The organism is Bifidobacterium simiiventris (assembly GCF_019331715.1).
In the GTDB taxonomy this organism is placed as follows: Bacteria; Actinomycetota; Actinomycetes; order Actinomycetales; family Bifidobacteriaceae; genus Bifidobacterium; species Bifidobacterium simiiventris.
On record NZ_JAHBBG010000006.1, the window covers coordinates 21,005 to 36,258 of the forward strand.

Here is a 15,254-nt window from a genome sequence, read left to right on the forward strand (position 1 = left end):
CATGCCGCCGCGACGGGCGGCGATCACAATTCCTCCACTATCCTACGGTCCGAATCCGACACGCCGGAACGCAAGTTTCTTAACAAACGCGCGGTGACGGTCCGTCAATCGTTGCCGTCAATCGCCAGTAGCGCTCAGCGATGACGGCAAACGTTGCTGCAAGTCATTTGCAGTAAAGAAACTTAACAAAATGTTCGACATCAGTGTCGCACGTGCCGTAAACTATCCCGTAGAGCGATACAGCCGCCCGGATTTCCGGGACTTCTGCCAAGGACGGCGGGAGGCGCGATCGATGACGAAAGCCGGCGATCACAGAAAGCAGTACACCGTCGCTCACATGACCCTGCATCGTTGCAGAGGGAGGATGGAAGAAAATGAAAGCGTACATTCAGCGCCTGGGACGCGCGCTCATGCTGCCGGTGGCCTGCCTGCCGGCCGCGGCGCTGTTCCTCGGTCTCGGCTACTGGATCGACCCGAGCGGCTGGGGTGGCAACAACGTCATCTCCGCCTACCTGTGCAAGACCGGCTCGGCGATCCTCGACAACCTCGGCCTGCTGTTCGCCGTCGGCGTCGCCATCGGCATGGCGCGCAACCGTGACGGCGCCTCGGCGCTCTCGGGCCTCGTCGGCTTCATGACCGTCACCACGATCATGGGCTCCGCATCGATGTTCCTCGGCTTCGATTCCGATCCTACGGTCATCGCCAAAGAGCACCCGGCGTTCGCGGCCGGCGCCATCGGCAACAAGAACGTGTTCTTCGGCATCATGGTCGGTTGCATCGCCGGCGCGCTGTACAACCGGTTCCATCAGACGAAGCTGCCCGACTTCCTCGCGTTCTTCTCCGGCCGCCGCTGCGTGCCGATCCTGACCGCCGCCCTCATGTCGGTGATCTCGCTGGCCCTGCTGTTCATCTGGCCGCTCATCTACAACGGCCTCGTCGCCTTCGGTGAAGGCATCATGGGCATGGGCGCGGTCGGCGCCGCCATCTATGCGTTCTTCAACCGTCTACTCATCCCCACCGGCCTGCACCACGCGCTCAACAACGTGTTCTGGTTCAACCTCGCCGGCATCGACGACATCACCAAGTTCTGGAGCGGCGTCGGCGGTCTGAACGGCGACGTGGCGGCCGTGACCGCCACCGGCGGCTTCCACCCGTACGGCGTGTACGTCACCGGCATGTACCAGGCCGGCTTCTTCCCGATCATGATGTTCGGCCTGCCGGCCGGCGCGCTCGCCATCTGGAAGAACGCCAAGCCCGAGAACAAGAAGGCCGTCGGCTCCCTCATGCTCGCCGGTGCGCTGGCCGCGTTCTTCACCGGCGTGACCGAGCCGCTTGAGTTCTCCTTCATGTTCGCCGCCTTCCCGCTGTACGTGGTGCATGCGCTGCTCACCGCCCTGTCGGTGTTCATCGCCGCATCCTTCCAGTGGATCGCCGGCTTCAACTTCTCCGCCGGCTTCATCGACTGGTTCCTCTCGCTCAACGTGCCGCGCGCGCACATGCCGTTCATGCTCATCGTGCAGGGCCTGGTGTTCGCGGTCATCTACTACTTCGTGTTCGACTTCGTGATTCGCAAGTTCAACATGAAGACCCCGGGCCGTGGCGATGAGGAGGTCGCGGATGCGACCGCCGACGCCGGTTCCTCCGACGCCGCCTCGACGACCGGCGACAAGTACGACGTTCTCGCCTCCAAGCTGTACAAGGCCCTTGGCGGAAAGTCCAACGTGGTCGAGATCGAGAACTGCACGACCCGTCTGCGCATGGGCGTGAACGACACCGCGAAGGTCGACGTCGACGCGATCCGCAAGCTCGTTCCCGGCGTGAAGGTCCTCGACGCGAAGAACGTGCAGGTCATCGTCGGCACGCAGGTGCAGGCCGTCGCGGATGCGATGGAGAAGCTGCACGGCTCACCGGTGATCGCCGGAGGATCGGCCCCAAAAGCGTGACGGCGGCCCCCGCCGCCAAGTCCGCTCCACCGGCCAAGGTCCCCGCGTCCGGTTCGACGATCCCGGTCGTCTCTCCCGCGGACGGCGCGATCAAGCCGATCGAGGAGGTTCCCGACGAGACGTTCGCCTCGAAGATCCTCGGTGACGGGTTTGCCGTCGTCCCCGCATCGGCCACGATCGTGGCTCCGATCAGCGGCACGGTGACGATGGTCGCCAAGTCGAAGCACGCCGTGGGCATCACCACTGCGCAAGGCGTGGAGGTGCTTGTGCACATCGGTATCGACACGGTCCAGATGGGCGGCACACCGTTCGCCGTAACCGTCGACAAGGGCCAGCCGATCACTGCGGGCACGCCGATGGTGCAGGTCGACTGGCCGGCCATCAAGGCCGCCTGCAAGCCGACCGACGTGATCGTGGCGTTCACCAAGCCCGCCAAGGTCGCCGCACTGTCGATCACCGCCACAGGCGCGGTCACCGCCGGATCTCAGGTCGGTACCGTCACCCCGAAGTGACATGAGTCTGCTGGTCTGACCGGCAGATGTCCGGTTCAATGATTGAGGGCCGGGAGGAGCAAATCCTCCCGGCCCTCAATCATGTCCACAGCCAGAACAAGCGTGGCGGTTTTCGCTCGCTGAAGGGTACTTCAGTGAGCGAAAACCGCCACCACGGGGTCAGGTCACTCACCTAGTGGCGGAAAACGCTCGCTGAGCGTCCGCTCAGCGAGCGTTTTCCGCCACGCCGATGACTGTGCCCTGTACCGGCACCGTCACACGCTGATCAGCCGAGATCGAGACCGAGCAGGTCGTCGATGGTCTGACGGCGCAGCATCACGTGCGCGCCTTCCTCGCTCACGGCCACGACGGCCGGGATCAGCGCCTGGTTGTAGTTGCTCGCCATCGTGCGGCCGTACGCGCCGGTCACCGGCACCGCGAGCACGTCGCCGCGCTTGAGGTCGGCGGGCAGACGGTCCTCGTGGATGATGATGTCGCCCGACTCGCAGTGCATGCCGACCACGCGCACCAGCATCGACTCGTCCGAGCCGCGACGGTTCGCGAGCCGCACCGTGTAATCCGCGCCGTACAGCGCCGGGCGGATGTTGTCGCTCATACCGCCGTCGACCGACGCGTACACGCGCTCGTCGATCGGATTGCCGGCGCGGTCGGTCGGCTGGTGGCCTTCCGCGTCCGCGCTCAGCAGCACGTGCTTGATCGTGCCGACGCGGTACAGCGTGACGCCGGCGGGCGCCACGATCCAACGGCCCGGCTCGAACGAGATCGCGGGCGCGGGCATGCCGAGCGCGCGGTTGATCGCCGTGACCGCATCGGCCAAGCGCCCAAGCTCCACGTCGATGTCCATCGAATCCTCGCCGTCCGTGTACGCCACGGAATAGCCGCCGCCGAGGTCGACCTCGGGCAGCGTGTAGGCGTCGGTCGCGTAGAAGGTCTTGCGCAGGAGCATCATGCGCTTGGCGGCCTGGATGAACGCGTCCGCGTCGTGGATGTTCGAGCCGATGTGCGAGTGCACGCCGACCAGCTCGAGCACGTCCTCGTGGCGGCGGATCTCCTTGAGCACGGCGAGCGCGGGGCCGTTCGCCACGGCCGTCATCGCATCCGCGAGCTTGCGGTCGGGTTCGGACAGTTCCTCGCCGCTCAGGTCGTACGGGTACTTGACGTCATAACGCAGCTTGCGTTCCGGCTTGGCGGCGGACTCCGCGTCGTCGTGCCGCTCCCCCACGCGCGCGTTCGTCGCGGCCGGGGTCACGTCGGTCAGGTCGTCGAGGATCGACAGCACGGACGTGTCCGCACCGGCCGGCAGCAGCGGCACGCCGAACTTCTGGTCCTCGTGCGCGGTCGAGATGTACTCGTGGCCGCCGGCGTGGATGCCGGAGGTGACGCGCAGCATCACGCGGGCGCGCTTGCCGAGTCGCTTGGCGATCGCGGCGATGCGGGCCGGTTCGTTCGGCTCGTCGACGACGATCTTCGCGAAACCCTCGTTGATGGCCAGTTCGATCTCCGCATCGGACTTGTTGTTGCCGTGCAGCACGAGCCTACGACCGGGCGCGCCGGCGGCGAGCGCGATGCGCATTTCGCCCATCGTGCAGGTGTCGACGTACATGCCGGCCGCGAGCACGAGGCGCACGATCTCCTTGGAGAGGAACGCCTTGCCGGCGAAGCTCACGTGCGTGGTCGAGTTGTTGAACGCGGTCGCGGCGGCGTGCACGAAGTGCTTGGCGCGGTTCGCGACCTCGTCGGTGTCGATCAGGTAGAGCGGCGAGCCGAACTCGTCGAGCAGCGACTCGGCGGTGCAGCCGTGGAACGTAATCGCACCGGTCGCCGGATCAATGGCCGTGGCGGCCGGCCAAATGGGACTGATTGCCATGATTCAGGTCCTTGGATTCTGACTACCCCTCAGTCGGCTACGCCGACAGCTCCCCCAACAAGGGGGGAGCTGGGAGTAAAAGGTTACATCTTGTCGGGACGGACAGTCCAGCTGAGCCGTCAAACGGACAGTCCAGTGGACTGTCCGTAGGCGAAGGGAGCGGCTATGCCGCGAGGGGAATCCGAAGGATTCCGGTCCGTAGCAGCGAACAGCGATAGCGTCGTGAGCGTCGCAGAATACAGCAACGGCCGAAGGCCGTTACATCTTCTCCGGAGAGGTGACGCCGAGCAGGTCGAGGCCTTCGGCGATCACGGTGCGCACGGCGTCGTTGAGCTTGAGTCGTGCGGCGGCGCGGGCCGGCTCCGGGGCCTTGGCGATGCGCACGGCCTCCGCCTCGTCGCCGCGGGCCTCCGGATCGGTGAGTTCCATCGGCACGACGCGCTCCACGTTGTACCACTTGTGGTACGCGGCGGCCAGATCCTCGAGGTAATGCGCCACGCGGTGCGGTGCGCGCGCGTCGCCGGCAAGCGTGAGCAGCGCCGGCCACTGGGCGAGCGCGGCAAGCACCTCGCCGTCCGCCTCGGTGTCGAGCAGGGCGAGGTCCGCACCCTCGTAGGTGATGCCGGCGGCGGCCGCGTTGCGGTCCACGTTGCAGGAGCGCGCGTGCGCGTACTGCACGTAGTACACCGGATTGTCGTTAGAGTGCGACGCGAGCAGGTTCAGATCGATGTCGACCGGCGAGTTGTAGTCGGTGCGCGCGAGCGAATAACGCGACGCGTCCACGCCGATCGCCTCGGTCAGATCGTCGATCGTGACGACGTTGCCGGCGCGCTTGGACATGCGCACGGCCTTGCCGTCCTTCAACACGTTGACGAGCTGGCCGATGAGGATCTGCATGTTCTCGCCCGGCTGGTCGCCGAATGCGGCGCACATGGCCATCATGCGGCCGATGTAGCCGTGGTGGTCGGCGCCGAGCATGTAGATCGCGATGTCGGCCGGATCGGTCGCGCGGTGGCGCTTGTTCCAGTAGTACGCGATGTCGGCCGCGAAGTACGCGAACTCGCCGTTCGACTTGATGATCACACGGTCCTTGTCGTCGCCATGCTTGGTCGACTCGAACCAGGTCGCGCCATCCTTCTCGTAGATGTCGCCGCGCTCGCGCAGCACCTCGATCGCGCGCTTGACCTCGCCGTCGGTGTACAGGCTGTTCTCGTGGAACCACACGTCGAAGTGGACACGGAAGTCCTTCATCGACTTGCGGATCTCGTCGAACATCATCGGCACGGCGCGCTTGCGGAACTCCTCGCGCTGCTCCGAATCGCCTTCGCCGAGCGGGTTGCCGTCCTTGTCGAGGCCGCCGTCGACGCGCGGCAGGGCAAGCACGTCCACGCCGTCGGCCTCGGCCTCGGCGATCACGCGGTCGGCGATCTCGTTGATGTACGCACCCTTGTAGCCGTCGATCGGCGTCTCCTCGCCGTGCGCGGCGGCGACGAGCGACTTGGCGAAGCGGTTGATCTGCTCGCCGTGGTCGTTGAAGTAGTATTCGCGCACGACCTTCGCGCCATTCGCCTCGAGCACGCGGGCCATCGAGTCGCCGACGGCCGCCCAGCGGGTGCCGCCGATGTGGATCGGGCCAGTCGGGTTCGCGGAGACGAATTCGAGGTTCAGGGTCTTGCCGGTGAGGTGCGCGTTCTTGCCGAACGTGGAGACGCCGTTGGCGTCGGCCGGGGCAGTGAGCACCTGGTCGACCACGGCCGCGGCGGACGCGGAGTCGAGGGTGATGTTGATGAAGCCGGGGCCGGCCACTTCGACGGACTTGATGCCGTCGGCGGCGGTCAGGCCGGCGGCGAACAGCTCGGCCAGGTCGTGGGGCTTCATGCCGGCCTTCTTGGCCAGCTGCATGGCCGCGTTCGAGGCCCAGTCGCCGTGCGCGCGATCCTTCGGGCGCATGACGGCGAGCTTCTCGACGGGCGGGATCAGATCATCGGTGAGGTTGCCGGCCTTGCCGGACGCAACCAGTTCATGGGCAATACGCGAAATCAGTTCGCTCAGGGCTTCAGGACTCATTCTTCCAAGGATACCGGCGAGTCTGACTTCCGGCGCGCGTGTTCGATCGCCCAGTAGCCGCTGTAGCACAGCGCCACGAACGGCACCATGCAATACAGCGTCGAACGCTGCGTATCGTCCAGCGCCACCAGCACCAGCGCGCCGAGGCACATCACGATCGCCAGCCACGGCAGCACCGGATATCCGGGCGCACGGTAACCAAGCTCACCCACGTCACGCCCGCCGCGCACCCATTCGCGCCGGAACCGGATATGGCACACCGCCACCGAGAACCACACCACGAGCGTCGCCAGTCCCGACACCGCCACCAGCACCAAGTACACGGTCGAGGCCGCCACCACGCTGGAGAGCAGCGCCAAGAGCGACCCGCACATCGAAAACAGCACCGCCCACACAGGCACGCCGCGGAAGTTCGTCTTGGCGAACCGCGCCGGGATCAGCCGTTCCTTGGCGAGCGACCACACCATGCGCGAGCATACGTACAACCCGGAATTGGCCGCCGACAACACGGCCGTCAACACCACGAAATTCATGATGTCGCCGGCGAACGGCATGCCGATCGACTGGAACACGAGCACGAACGGGCTGGTGTCCACGCCGGCCCGCTGCCACGGGATGAGCGCGGCCATCACCGCGATCGAGCCGATGAAGAACATGGCGAGACGGAACACGGTGGTGTGCACGGCCTTCGGGATGGCCGTGCCCGGGTCACGCGTCTCGCCGGCGGCCACGCCCACGACCTCGGTGCCGGAGAACGCGAACACGACGGTGAGCAGCGTGGAGAAGACCGGCGCGATGCCGCGCGGGAACCAGCCGTCCGCGACGAAATTGCCGAACAGCGGCGCGCCGGCGTCGGCCGGGCGGCCCGAGATCGGGATCGCACCGAAGATCGCGAGCAGCCCGATCACGATGAACGCGACGATCGCGAACACCTTGATCGACGCGAACCAGAATTCGGCCTCGCCGTAGAGCCGCACCGACATGATGTTGAGCGCGAACACCGCCGCGATGAACACCGCCGACCACACCCACGCCGGGCTGCTCGGGAACCAGCGCTGCATGAGCAGCCCGGCCGCGGTGAACTCGCTGGCGAGCGCCACCGCCCAGTTGAGCCAGTACAGCACGGCGATCACGAACGCGGTGGCCGGGCCGATGAAACGTTTGGCGTACAGGTGGAAGCTGCCCGCGTACGGCATGGCGACCGACAGCTCGCCGAGGGAGACCATGACGCAGTAGACAAGCAGGGAGCCGATCGCGTAGGCGAGGATCGCGCCGAGCGGGCCGGCTTGGTTGATGGTGTAGCCGGAGCTGACGAACAGGCCGGTGCCGATCACGCCGCCGAGGGAGATCATGGTCAGGTGGCGCGATTCCATGCGCCGTTCGAGATCGGTGTCGGTAGCATGCGCATCGCTGGTGCCGCGGTCGGCCATATCGGCTCCTTCGGTTCGTGGTTCGGATCGGTGGTCCGTCGCGCGCGTCATCGCGCGGGCGACTTACGTATGATAGCCGCGATGGGAGAACAGCCACAGATCGTATGGCGGTCCGATCGGATATCGCCAATGCGCATCCCCACGCAATACGTAACCCTCCGCGATGTCAGGCCACCATCGGCATCGATTTGCGCAGTCCCCGCAGCATGTAACCCTCCGCGGGGGTAAGAGCGCCGTCGACATCGATTCGTGCCCATCCCCGCAACACGTAACCGCATACGCCATTGCGAATGAATACGGCCGTATTCATCGGCAGCAGACAGTCACGCGCGAAGCGGCACAACCGCCATCAACGAAAACGGTGCGTGGCCCATCCGTTCCCGGACAGGCCACGCACCGTTCGTCATGCGTACGTATGCGTCACAGCGCGGCGATCGCGTCGATCTCGACGAGCGCGCCCTTCGGGATGTCGTTGCCGCCGAACGCGACGCGGGCCGGCTTGACGGAGCCGATGAACACCTCGGCGTAGCGGGCGTCGACCTCCTTGAAGTCCTCGACGTTCTTCAGGTAGATGGTCGCGCGCACGACGTGCTCGATGCCGGTGCCGGCCGTGTCAAGAATGCACTTGATGTTCTTGAGCGCCTGCGCGGCCTGCTCGCCCGCCGTCTCGCCGGCCAGTTCGCCGGTGGCCGGGTCGATGCCCAGCTGGCCGGAGACGAACACGAAGCCGTTGGCCTTGACGGCCTGGCTGTACGCGCCCAGTGCGGCCGGGGCCTGCGAGGTCGCCACTTCTTCCATCTTTTCGCTCATAGTCGATACTCCTTTGCGGTTCGCTCGAACGTCACATCACCGATGTTTCACACGCGGTTTCACGGCCTTCCGTAGTCCACCGCACGCGGCATCATGCCCGCCATTGTATGCGCGCCGGCCATGCGCGAGACGAATCGTTCCGCGCCTTGGAACGTCACGCGCCACGTGTCCGTCAGTCATATGTCGCGCATTGCGCACGCATCGGCGATCCGGATCCAGCCGCACGACCGGCGCCCCGCTCAGTTCCGCCGGTTCTTGCCGAAGAACTGCATGAACTGCGGCCCGTCCTCCGCCAGCTCGCGCTCGAAATCATCCCGCCATTCGCGATATGGCCGGCCGGCGAGACCGTCGTTGCTGAACCGTTCCTGATCGGTGATCTCGGTAACGCAGAATTTCGGGATGATCAGATTCGTGACCGGGCTGCTGCGCTCCGCCTCCGCGACGATGAGCGGCGCGTTCGCCCCGCCGAACACGTCGATGCTCCAGCCGTCCTCGTCCAGCCAGACCGAATACCGGTTCTTGATGATCGGCGCGCCGCCGCGCAACGCCAGTTCGGCCGCGATGCGCGAATCGATCTCACGTTCGGCCTCGTAGCGCGTGCCGCCCACGGACGGCCCCTTGACCGTAACGTACGCCTCGCCGAACAGGTCACGGTATTCGCGCAGCACCTCGATCGGGTCGAGGTCGGGCGTCATGTCGAGCCGCATCGCGCGTGTCGTGAGCCGCACGCGCAGCGCGTAGTTGCCGTCGTGCACGTAGTAGCTTTGCACGATGAGAGCCGGCGCGTCCCCGTCGTCGAGCTCTGCCGGCATATGACGGCAGAAGAACCGACGCTCAAATTCGAAATCGTTCAGGTTATCGGCCATAAAACCAGTGTAGACGCGATTGCACGTGTCGCGGCGGTTTTTGGAAGCCTTGCACCGCATGATTCGCGTTCGGTCCGCCCAACGTGTAAAGTAGTGCGTTGCTTGGGTCCGTAGCTCAGTGGATAGAGCGTCTGTCTCCGGAACAGAAGGTCGAGGGTTCGATCCCCTTTGGGCCCACCAGAATGGCGGAATTCCAAGGTTTTCATAACCTTGATTCCGCCATCTTCTTTGTATCGGGTACATATCGGGTACATTGCTCCCCCTATCCTCGCAGGCTTGCGGGCCGCGATCCGATCCATTCATCATGGTCTTGTCATGGTCTTGCCGGCATGCGATCCATCGCTCTTCCCCCGGGCATACGGCCGGTTCAGAGGCCGGAAACGACCGTAAGCCCGGGAAGAGGCAAACAACAGTCACCCCCAACCCGGGCATGCGGCCGGTTCGCGGCGCAAAAACGACCGTAAGCCCGGGAACAAACCACCAACAATCCCACAGACCAGCCCACAGACCAACCCCCAACCCGGGCATGCGGCCGGTTCGCGGCGCAAAAACGACCGTAAGCCCGGGAACAAACCACCAACAACCCCACAGACCAACAACAACCGCCCCCCAACCCGGGCTTACGGCCAGTTCAGAAGCCCAAAACGACCGTAAGCCCGGGAACAAACCAACAACACCCCCAGCCCCCCAACCCGGGCATACGGCCGGTTCAGAGGCCCAAAACGACCGTAAGCCCGGGAAGAGTAACGCCCGCAAGGCGACGGCGCGCACCGGAACCGTGATTCGTTCTGCGGGATGATGCCGTTCCCACGCATTCGCGCACATAATGAAGGCATATGGTTGGTTCGACCTTGCAGGAGGTGCGCGATGGACGATTACAACAGCCTCATTCGTACGGATACGCGCACGACCACGTTCCGCCGCATGTTCCGCTGGGTGGCGCCGCTGCTGTGTTTGACGCTGGTGCTGACCGGGGTTGCGGCCGCGCGTCTGCGCCGCCGCGAACACGCCGATCAATGGGAGATCCGACCGGTCTCGATCGCGCACCGCGGGGACGATTCCGCGCCGGAAAACTCGCTGAATGCGATCGCGAACGCCGCCACGGACGGTGCCGATTACGCGGAGATCGATGTGCGGCTGACCGCCGACGGCACGCCGGTCGTCTTCCATGACGAACGCACCGGTCGACTTGCTGCGAACGGTCACGACCTGCGCGTCGCGAAGCTCGCCGACCGCGAACTCGAGCATATGACGATGCGCGATCGCGGCACGGACTATCACGTGCCGACGTTGGCACAGGCGATCGAGACCGCGCAGCGATCGTCCGATCACTTAAGCCTGCTGCTCGATCTGAAAACCGGACCGAAAGGCGCACCGAAGCTGACCCGCGCGGTGGCCGACGTGATCGAACGGCATGATTTCGCGGATCGCGTGATGCTGATGTCGGTGACCGACGAAGCGGTGCGACTGCTGCTGCGCAACCATCCGGACTGGACGATCGGCAAGTGCGTCAGCCCGAAGGGCGATCCGGCGATCATGTGGCCGAAAGGCGTGGATTTCGTGGTGATGCGCGGCAACCGGCTCACGCGCGAGGTCGTGGAGCGCGCGCGTCGCGACAACGTGCCGATCTACGCGGGAGTCGGCAGCGACTACCGCGAGGCGAACCGGTGCCTGATGATGGGCGCGGACGGCATTCTGGGCGACAACACGTACCGCGTGAACAAGGTGACCCGCTCGCACGCGGTCTACGTCGCCGCCGGTGACATGACCGGCGAGTGAAGCAACCGCATCATACGTGGCGTTTGACCACGGGAACAGCAAGTGGGCGTTGACATACCACGACAAGACCGGAATCCCGGTCGTTGCGGTATGTCAACGCCCACTTGTCAAGCCCACGGCGACTCAGAACATCAGCGTGGCGAGGCGACGACGGGCACGCTTAAGCCGCTCGTCGGTCGGCTCGGGGATCGCAAAGTATTCGAGCAGACGCTTGCGCACCGGCTCAAGATCGGCCTTGTGGCCGGCCGCAAGGAAGTCCAGCAAACGGTCGAACGCGTCCTGGATCTGACCGCCGATCATGTCCACGTCGGCGACAGCCAGCTGAGCGTCCACGTCGTCCGGATGCGCGGCCGCGGCGGCGCGTACCTCGCGCACGTCGGCGGCCGCGGAACGGGCCAGCAGCAGCGCTTTGGAACGTTCACGCGCGGCGAGCGCATCGGCCGGATTCGCCTCGAGCACCTTCGCGTATGCGGCGGCAGCGCCGGAGTAATCGCCCGATTGGGCCAGACGATGCGCCTCCTCATGTTCCGGCGGCACCTGTTCGGCCGCTTCCTCGGCGGCCTTCTTGTCGGCCTCGGGGTCGCCTGAATATGGCGCGGTGCCGGTCACGCCATGCTGCTGGGCGAGTTTGACGATCTGCGGGATGACCGCGTCGGTGACCTGCTGCAGTTCGTCGTCGGTGAGCACGCCGGGCTGTGCGACCATCATCGGCTGGCCGTTGATCAGCGCAAACAGCGCGGGCACGGCGGTGACGCGGAACGCTTGCGCGATCTGCGGGTTGTCGTTGACGTCGACGCGCGCGAGCTGGATCTGGCCTTCGAGCTTGTTGACCGCGTCGCCGAGCGCACGGGCCATGTCGAACAGGCGATCGTCCTTCGCGGACCATAGGAACAGCAGGATCGGGAACGTGGCGGAGGTCTGCACGGTCGCTTGGAACGTGGATTCGGTGACGTCGATCACGTACGCGCCGGCCGCGGGGGCGCCGCCAGGCTGACCCGGTTCGGCCTTGGTCTGGTGCTTGAGTTCGTTGAGATCGCCGCTTGCGGCAGCGTTGTTGCCCTGACCGACAAGCCAGGAATCATACTGATCTACCATGATGCCTCCGTTAGTGCGTATTGCAGTCCGCAATAACTATAGACACGTTCCCCGGATTGCGTGGCAATCGAATAACGCGTGCGGAGACAGCCGTCCGAGGCCGAAGGCGCTGAGCCGTCAAACGGATAGTCCAGTGGACTATCCGTAGGCGAAGTGAGCGGCTATGCCGCGAAGGTCGCGTGCAACGCGACATAAGCACGTCGAGCGCTGAGGTAAGGTCGTATACGCTCCGTTATTCGATTGCTAGACGACAGGCAACGCGTGCGGTCTCAAGGCGCACCGAGGGAAGGCGTGCTTCAGCACGTCGACCGAGGAGCAACGCAGAGGACGCTCCGTTGCCCGTCATCTAGAGGGCTTCGACTTTGACGACTTGCCTATCCGCTCCCACCGCGGTGATCTGCTTGCCGGAGTCCTTGGCCGGCACGTAGAGGGCGATGGTGTTAACATACGAGACCTTCATGGTGCTGGTGGCCGTGCCGTCGCCGAAGAGGGCGCGCTCGTCGTTGGAGGCGGGCTGCGATTCGCGGCCTTCGCCGGCTTGGCGGGTCCATTCGGAGTTGATCTGCGCGACGACGAGGTCGCCGCCGTCGACCGAACGCATGACGTAGATCGCACCGTCGACGGGGGTGAAGGTCTGCTGTTGGGTGCCGTTGTTGCGGGCCATGCCGTCGGCCACCTGCTTGGTGGTGGTGGCGAGGTTCTGGCGCAACTCGTCATCGGCCACGTTGGCCGCGTACTGGCTGTTCGAGCCGTTGGCGAGCACGTCGGCGTACTGTTTGACCGCATCCTGCGGGGTGGTCACGAGTCCGGAGTCGGTGGCGGTGCCCATCGACGCGCCGATCTTCGGCACGGCGAAGCTGGGTAGCGTGGTGCCTTGGAATAGTCGTGCCATGCCCCACAGCTTGTAGTTCGACTGCGCGGATTCCTGCACCATGACGAGCAGTCGCTTGGACTGCTGGTCCTCGGTGGTGGTGGTGATGCTGAACACGGTACGCGGCCAGCCGGAGTCGGTGGGGATGACGGTCTGCGCGATCTCGGACGGAATGGTCGCATACTTGTCGACGGCGCTGTTGGACGCCTTGGCGATGGCGATGCGGCTCGAGTAGATGTCGAGCGCGGGGCCGGTGACGCGCGCGTCGAGCCCGTCGGTACTCTTGGAGTCGCCCGCGGACTGGTAGGCGTCAAGGATGGCCTTACGGATGGCCTTCTCCTGCGCTTCGGTCAGGTCGGGCGTCGCCTTGACTCCGGCGGACGATTCGTCGGTCGTGCTACTGGCGGCCGGCTGCGGGATTTGGCCTTCGCATCCAGCAAGGGATATGGCCATGACTGCGGACAGCGTCGCCGCGGCGAACGTTCTCAGCATCTTGCTCATTGTCGATCCACCTCCTCGCCGTCGTCGGCATCATCATTCGTCTCGTCGTGCGCATCATCGTCGGCGTTGCCATCGTTCGCGACAGCGTTCGCATCGTCATCATCAGCCGGATCGTCACCGGTGCCATCGTTCGCGGTACTTGCTGCATCATCCTGCGCAACGCCAGCGTTCTCATTCGCATCGGAGCCCGTCTCGGCCGAGGCTCCGGCGGCAGTATCCGCACCGCCCACGTTCGCAGCGGCGCCCGACTCCTGCGCGAACCGTGCGAAGTATGCCTGCAGTTCCTCCGGCGTGATCACCGAGGTCGCGGCATCGTCGTCGGGTTGCGGAGTATCAGCCGTATCGTCGGTATCAACAGGAGCATCCGACTTGGTCGCGGCATCGTCGACCATGGCGTTCCCATCATCGGCCGACGCCGGCTCCACATCCGACTCATGCGGCTCGAGATCGGACTTGGCAGCATCCGCACCGTGGGTCTGCGCGACCTCCGCCACAAGATTGCGCGACGACGGATCAACGATCGTCGGCTGGGACACGACCGTTTCGGAAGTCTCAGCCGTCTCGGCCGACGCGGACTCGACAACCGGCGCGATCGAACCGGTCTCCCCCGACCGATGCGACGCATGACGACGACGCCCATGCCGCGAACGGCCGGACGACGGCGACTTCGGCTTGATCTTCGACCAGCTGCCGGCGATGGCCTCGCCGATGCTGACCTCCTCGGACTCGATCGCGGCGGCCGCACTGGCAACCACCCGCTTGCGACGCTTGTGCGGCGGCATGGCAAACAGCGACGCGGTCAGCACCGCCATCACGGCCAACAGACCGCCCGCGAAATACAACGGAACCGCGAAATCAGGCAACGTCTGACGCACCCAATGCAATGACACGGAAGCGCTGCCGGACTTCCCCAGATCGATCAGCGCCATCGTGGACGACGCACTGTCCACATCGGTTTTCATCGTCGCCGTGCCCTTGCCGCACTCGACCTGAGTCCACATGTCGGAGTCCTTGAACGCCACCTTGGCCGCATCCGACTGCCCCGACGCCTTGCCGGAGGACTTGGCCGACATAGCCTGCGTCGACAATCCGCTCCAGCTGCTCAAGCCGGTCACACGCACATACGGAGAACCCGACACCCAACCGTTGATGTCCTTGCCCGAGCCAAGCGCGATGCAGACCTCGTCACTCGCCGACGACGTGACCGTCAGCGTCGCCTGCCGGTCGACCAGAGGCAGCACGCCCGGATCGGTCACGACATACTGCGAGCCGCCCGTCGACGCCGTGGCCGTAATCTGCCGGCTCGGCTTCCAGATCGTGGCATTCAGCAGTCCAAGCGCAAAACAGGTAACGGCCAGCAACCCGAGAAACGGCGTGACCAGGCCGCGCATGATCCACACGCGACGGGCCTCGGCCTTGGCACGATCCCGCTCGGACGCGTCGGAAGCGCCGGCTTTGCCACCCGCACCCTTCAGCTTAGATTCATGGTTGTTCACAGTCATAGCCATCCCAT

At 65.2% G+C, this 15,254-nt stretch carries 11 protein-coding genes and 1 tRNA gene; 4 read left to right on the forward strand and 8 right to left on the reverse strand.

Features of this window, described 5'->3' with window-relative positions:
* Positions 1-374 precede the first annotated feature (374 nt).
* Positions 375-1,943, forward strand: a complete 1,569-nt coding sequence (gene nagE, locus KIH76_RS07135; RefSeq protein ID WP_219070026.1) for an N-acetylglucosamine-specific PTS transporter subunit IIBC — start codon at positions 375-377, stop codon at positions 1,941-1,943.
* Positions 1,940-2,455 (forward strand): PTS sugar transporter subunit IIA, encoded by a 516-nt coding sequence (locus KIH76_RS07140; protein ID WP_219070028.1) that lies wholly within the window; start codon positions 1,940-1,942, stop codon positions 2,453-2,455. Before nagE ends, KIH76_RS07140 begins: the two co-directional genes overlap by 4 nt.
* 265 nt (positions 2,456-2,720) lie before the next feature.
* Here the strand turns inward: KIH76_RS07140 and KIH76_RS07145 are convergent, their stop codons facing one another.
* From KIH76_RS07145 to KIH76_RS07165, 5 genes are all read right to left on the reverse strand, one after another.
* Complete coding sequence (locus KIH76_RS07145) at positions 2,721-4,322, reverse strand: diaminopimelate decarboxylase family protein (protein ID WP_219070031.1); 1,602 nt, start codon at positions 4,320-4,322, stop codon at positions 2,721-2,723.
* A 258-nt stretch (positions 4,323-4,580) separates the two neighbouring features.
* Positions 4,581-6,389: an arginine--tRNA ligase gene (argS, locus tag KIH76_RS07150; protein ID WP_219070033.1), complete on the reverse strand. Its 1,809-nt coding sequence runs from the start codon at positions 6,387-6,389 to the stop codon at positions 4,581-4,583.
* Complete coding sequence (locus tag KIH76_RS07155; protein ID WP_219070035.1) at positions 6,386-7,819, reverse strand: amino acid permease; 1,434 nt, start codon at positions 7,817-7,819, stop codon at positions 6,386-6,388. Before KIH76_RS07155 ends, argS begins: the two co-directional genes overlap by 4 nt.
* A gap of 420 nt (positions 7,820-8,239) precedes the next feature.
* Positions 8,240-8,629, reverse strand: coding sequence for a Rid family detoxifying hydrolase (locus tag KIH76_RS07160; RefSeq protein ID WP_214373599.1), 390 nt, complete (start codon positions 8,627-8,629; stop codon positions 8,240-8,242).
* Between the two features lie 239 nt (positions 8,630-8,868).
* The gene (locus KIH76_RS07165; protein WP_214373598.1) at positions 8,869-9,495 is read right to left on the reverse strand and encodes a CYTH domain-containing protein; all 627 of its coding nucleotides are present in this window, start codon (positions 9,493-9,495) and stop codon (positions 8,869-8,871) included.
* 104 nt (positions 9,496-9,599) lie between these two features.
* Between KIH76_RS07165 and KIH76_RS07170 the strand changes: the two genes are divergently transcribed.
* Together KIH76_RS07170 and KIH76_RS07175 are read left to right on the forward strand one after the other, a co-directional pair.
* Positions 9,600-9,675, forward strand: a tRNA-Arg gene (locus KIH76_RS07170).
* 687 nt (positions 9,676-10,362) lie between these two features.
* Positions 10,363-11,274 carry a glycerophosphodiester phosphodiesterase family protein gene (locus KIH76_RS07175; RefSeq protein ID WP_214373597.1) on the forward strand — a complete coding sequence of 304 codons (912 nt, stop codon included), beginning with the start codon at positions 10,363-10,365 and terminating at the stop codon, positions 11,272-11,274.
* A 123-nt stretch (positions 11,275-11,397) separates the two neighbouring features.
* Here KIH76_RS07175 and KIH76_RS07180 read toward each other — a convergent pair whose 3' ends face one another.
* The 3 genes from KIH76_RS07180 to KIH76_RS07190 all read right to left on the reverse strand — a co-directional run bounded on the left by KIH76_RS07180 (position 11,398) and on the right by KIH76_RS07190 (position 15,243).
* The gene (locus KIH76_RS07180; protein WP_214373596.1) at positions 11,398-12,369 is read right to left on the reverse strand and encodes a tetratricopeptide repeat protein; all 972 of its coding nucleotides are present in this window, start codon (positions 12,367-12,369) and stop codon (positions 11,398-11,400) included.
* Between the two features lie 346 nt (positions 12,370-12,715).
* Positions 12,716-13,741 carry a DUF8094 domain-containing protein gene (locus tag KIH76_RS07185; RefSeq protein ID WP_214373595.1) on the reverse strand — a complete coding sequence of 342 codons (1,026 nt, stop codon included), beginning with the start codon at positions 13,739-13,741 and terminating at the stop codon, positions 12,716-12,718.
* On the reverse strand, positions 13,738-15,243 hold the full coding sequence (locus KIH76_RS07190) for a hypothetical protein (protein ID WP_236036892.1): 1,506 nt from the start codon (positions 15,241-15,243) through the stop codon (positions 13,738-13,740). The genes KIH76_RS07185 and KIH76_RS07190 overlap by 4 nt, the downstream gene beginning before the upstream one ends.
* Between the last annotated feature and the right edge of the window lie 11 nt (positions 15,244-15,254).

Bases quoted from the DNA above. Each gene is read 5' to 3' on its own strand.
- KIH76_RS07160 (WP_214373599.1), bottom strand. From the start codon at position 8,629: ATGAGCGAAAAGATGGAAGAAGTGGCGACCTCGCAGGCCCCGGCCGCA.
- KIH76_RS07185 (WP_214373595.1), bottom strand. From the start codon at position 13,741: ATGAGCAAGATGCTGAGAACGTTCGCCGCGGCGACGCTGTCCGCAGTC.
- argS (WP_219070033.1), bottom strand. From the start codon at position 6,389: ATGAGTCCTGAAGCCCTGAGCGAACTGATTTCGCGTATTGCCCATGAA.
- KIH76_RS07165 (WP_214373598.1), bottom strand. From the start codon at position 9,495: ATGGCCGATAACCTGAACGATTTCGAATTTGAGCGTCGGTTCTTCTGC.
- KIH76_RS07145 (WP_219070031.1), bottom strand. From the start codon at position 4,322: ATGGCAATCAGTCCCATTTGGCCGGCCGCCACGGCCATTGATCCGGCG.
- KIH76_RS07180 (WP_214373596.1), bottom strand. From the start codon at position 12,369: ATGGTAGATCAGTATGATTCCTGGCTTGTCGGTCAGGGCAACAACGCT.
- KIH76_RS07190 (WP_236036892.1), bottom strand. From the start codon at position 15,243: ATGACTGTGAACAACCATGAATCTAAGCTGAAGGGTGCGGGTGGCAAA.
- KIH76_RS07175 (WP_214373597.1), top strand. From the start codon at position 10,363: ATGGACGATTACAACAGCCTCATTCGTACGGATACGCGCACGACCACG.
- KIH76_RS07155 (WP_219070035.1), bottom strand. From the start codon at position 7,819: ATGGCCGACCGCGGCACCAGCGATGCGCATGCTACCGACACCGATCTC.
- nagE (WP_219070026.1), top strand. From the start codon at position 375: ATGAAAGCGTACATTCAGCGCCTGGGACGCGCGCTCATGCTGCCGGTG.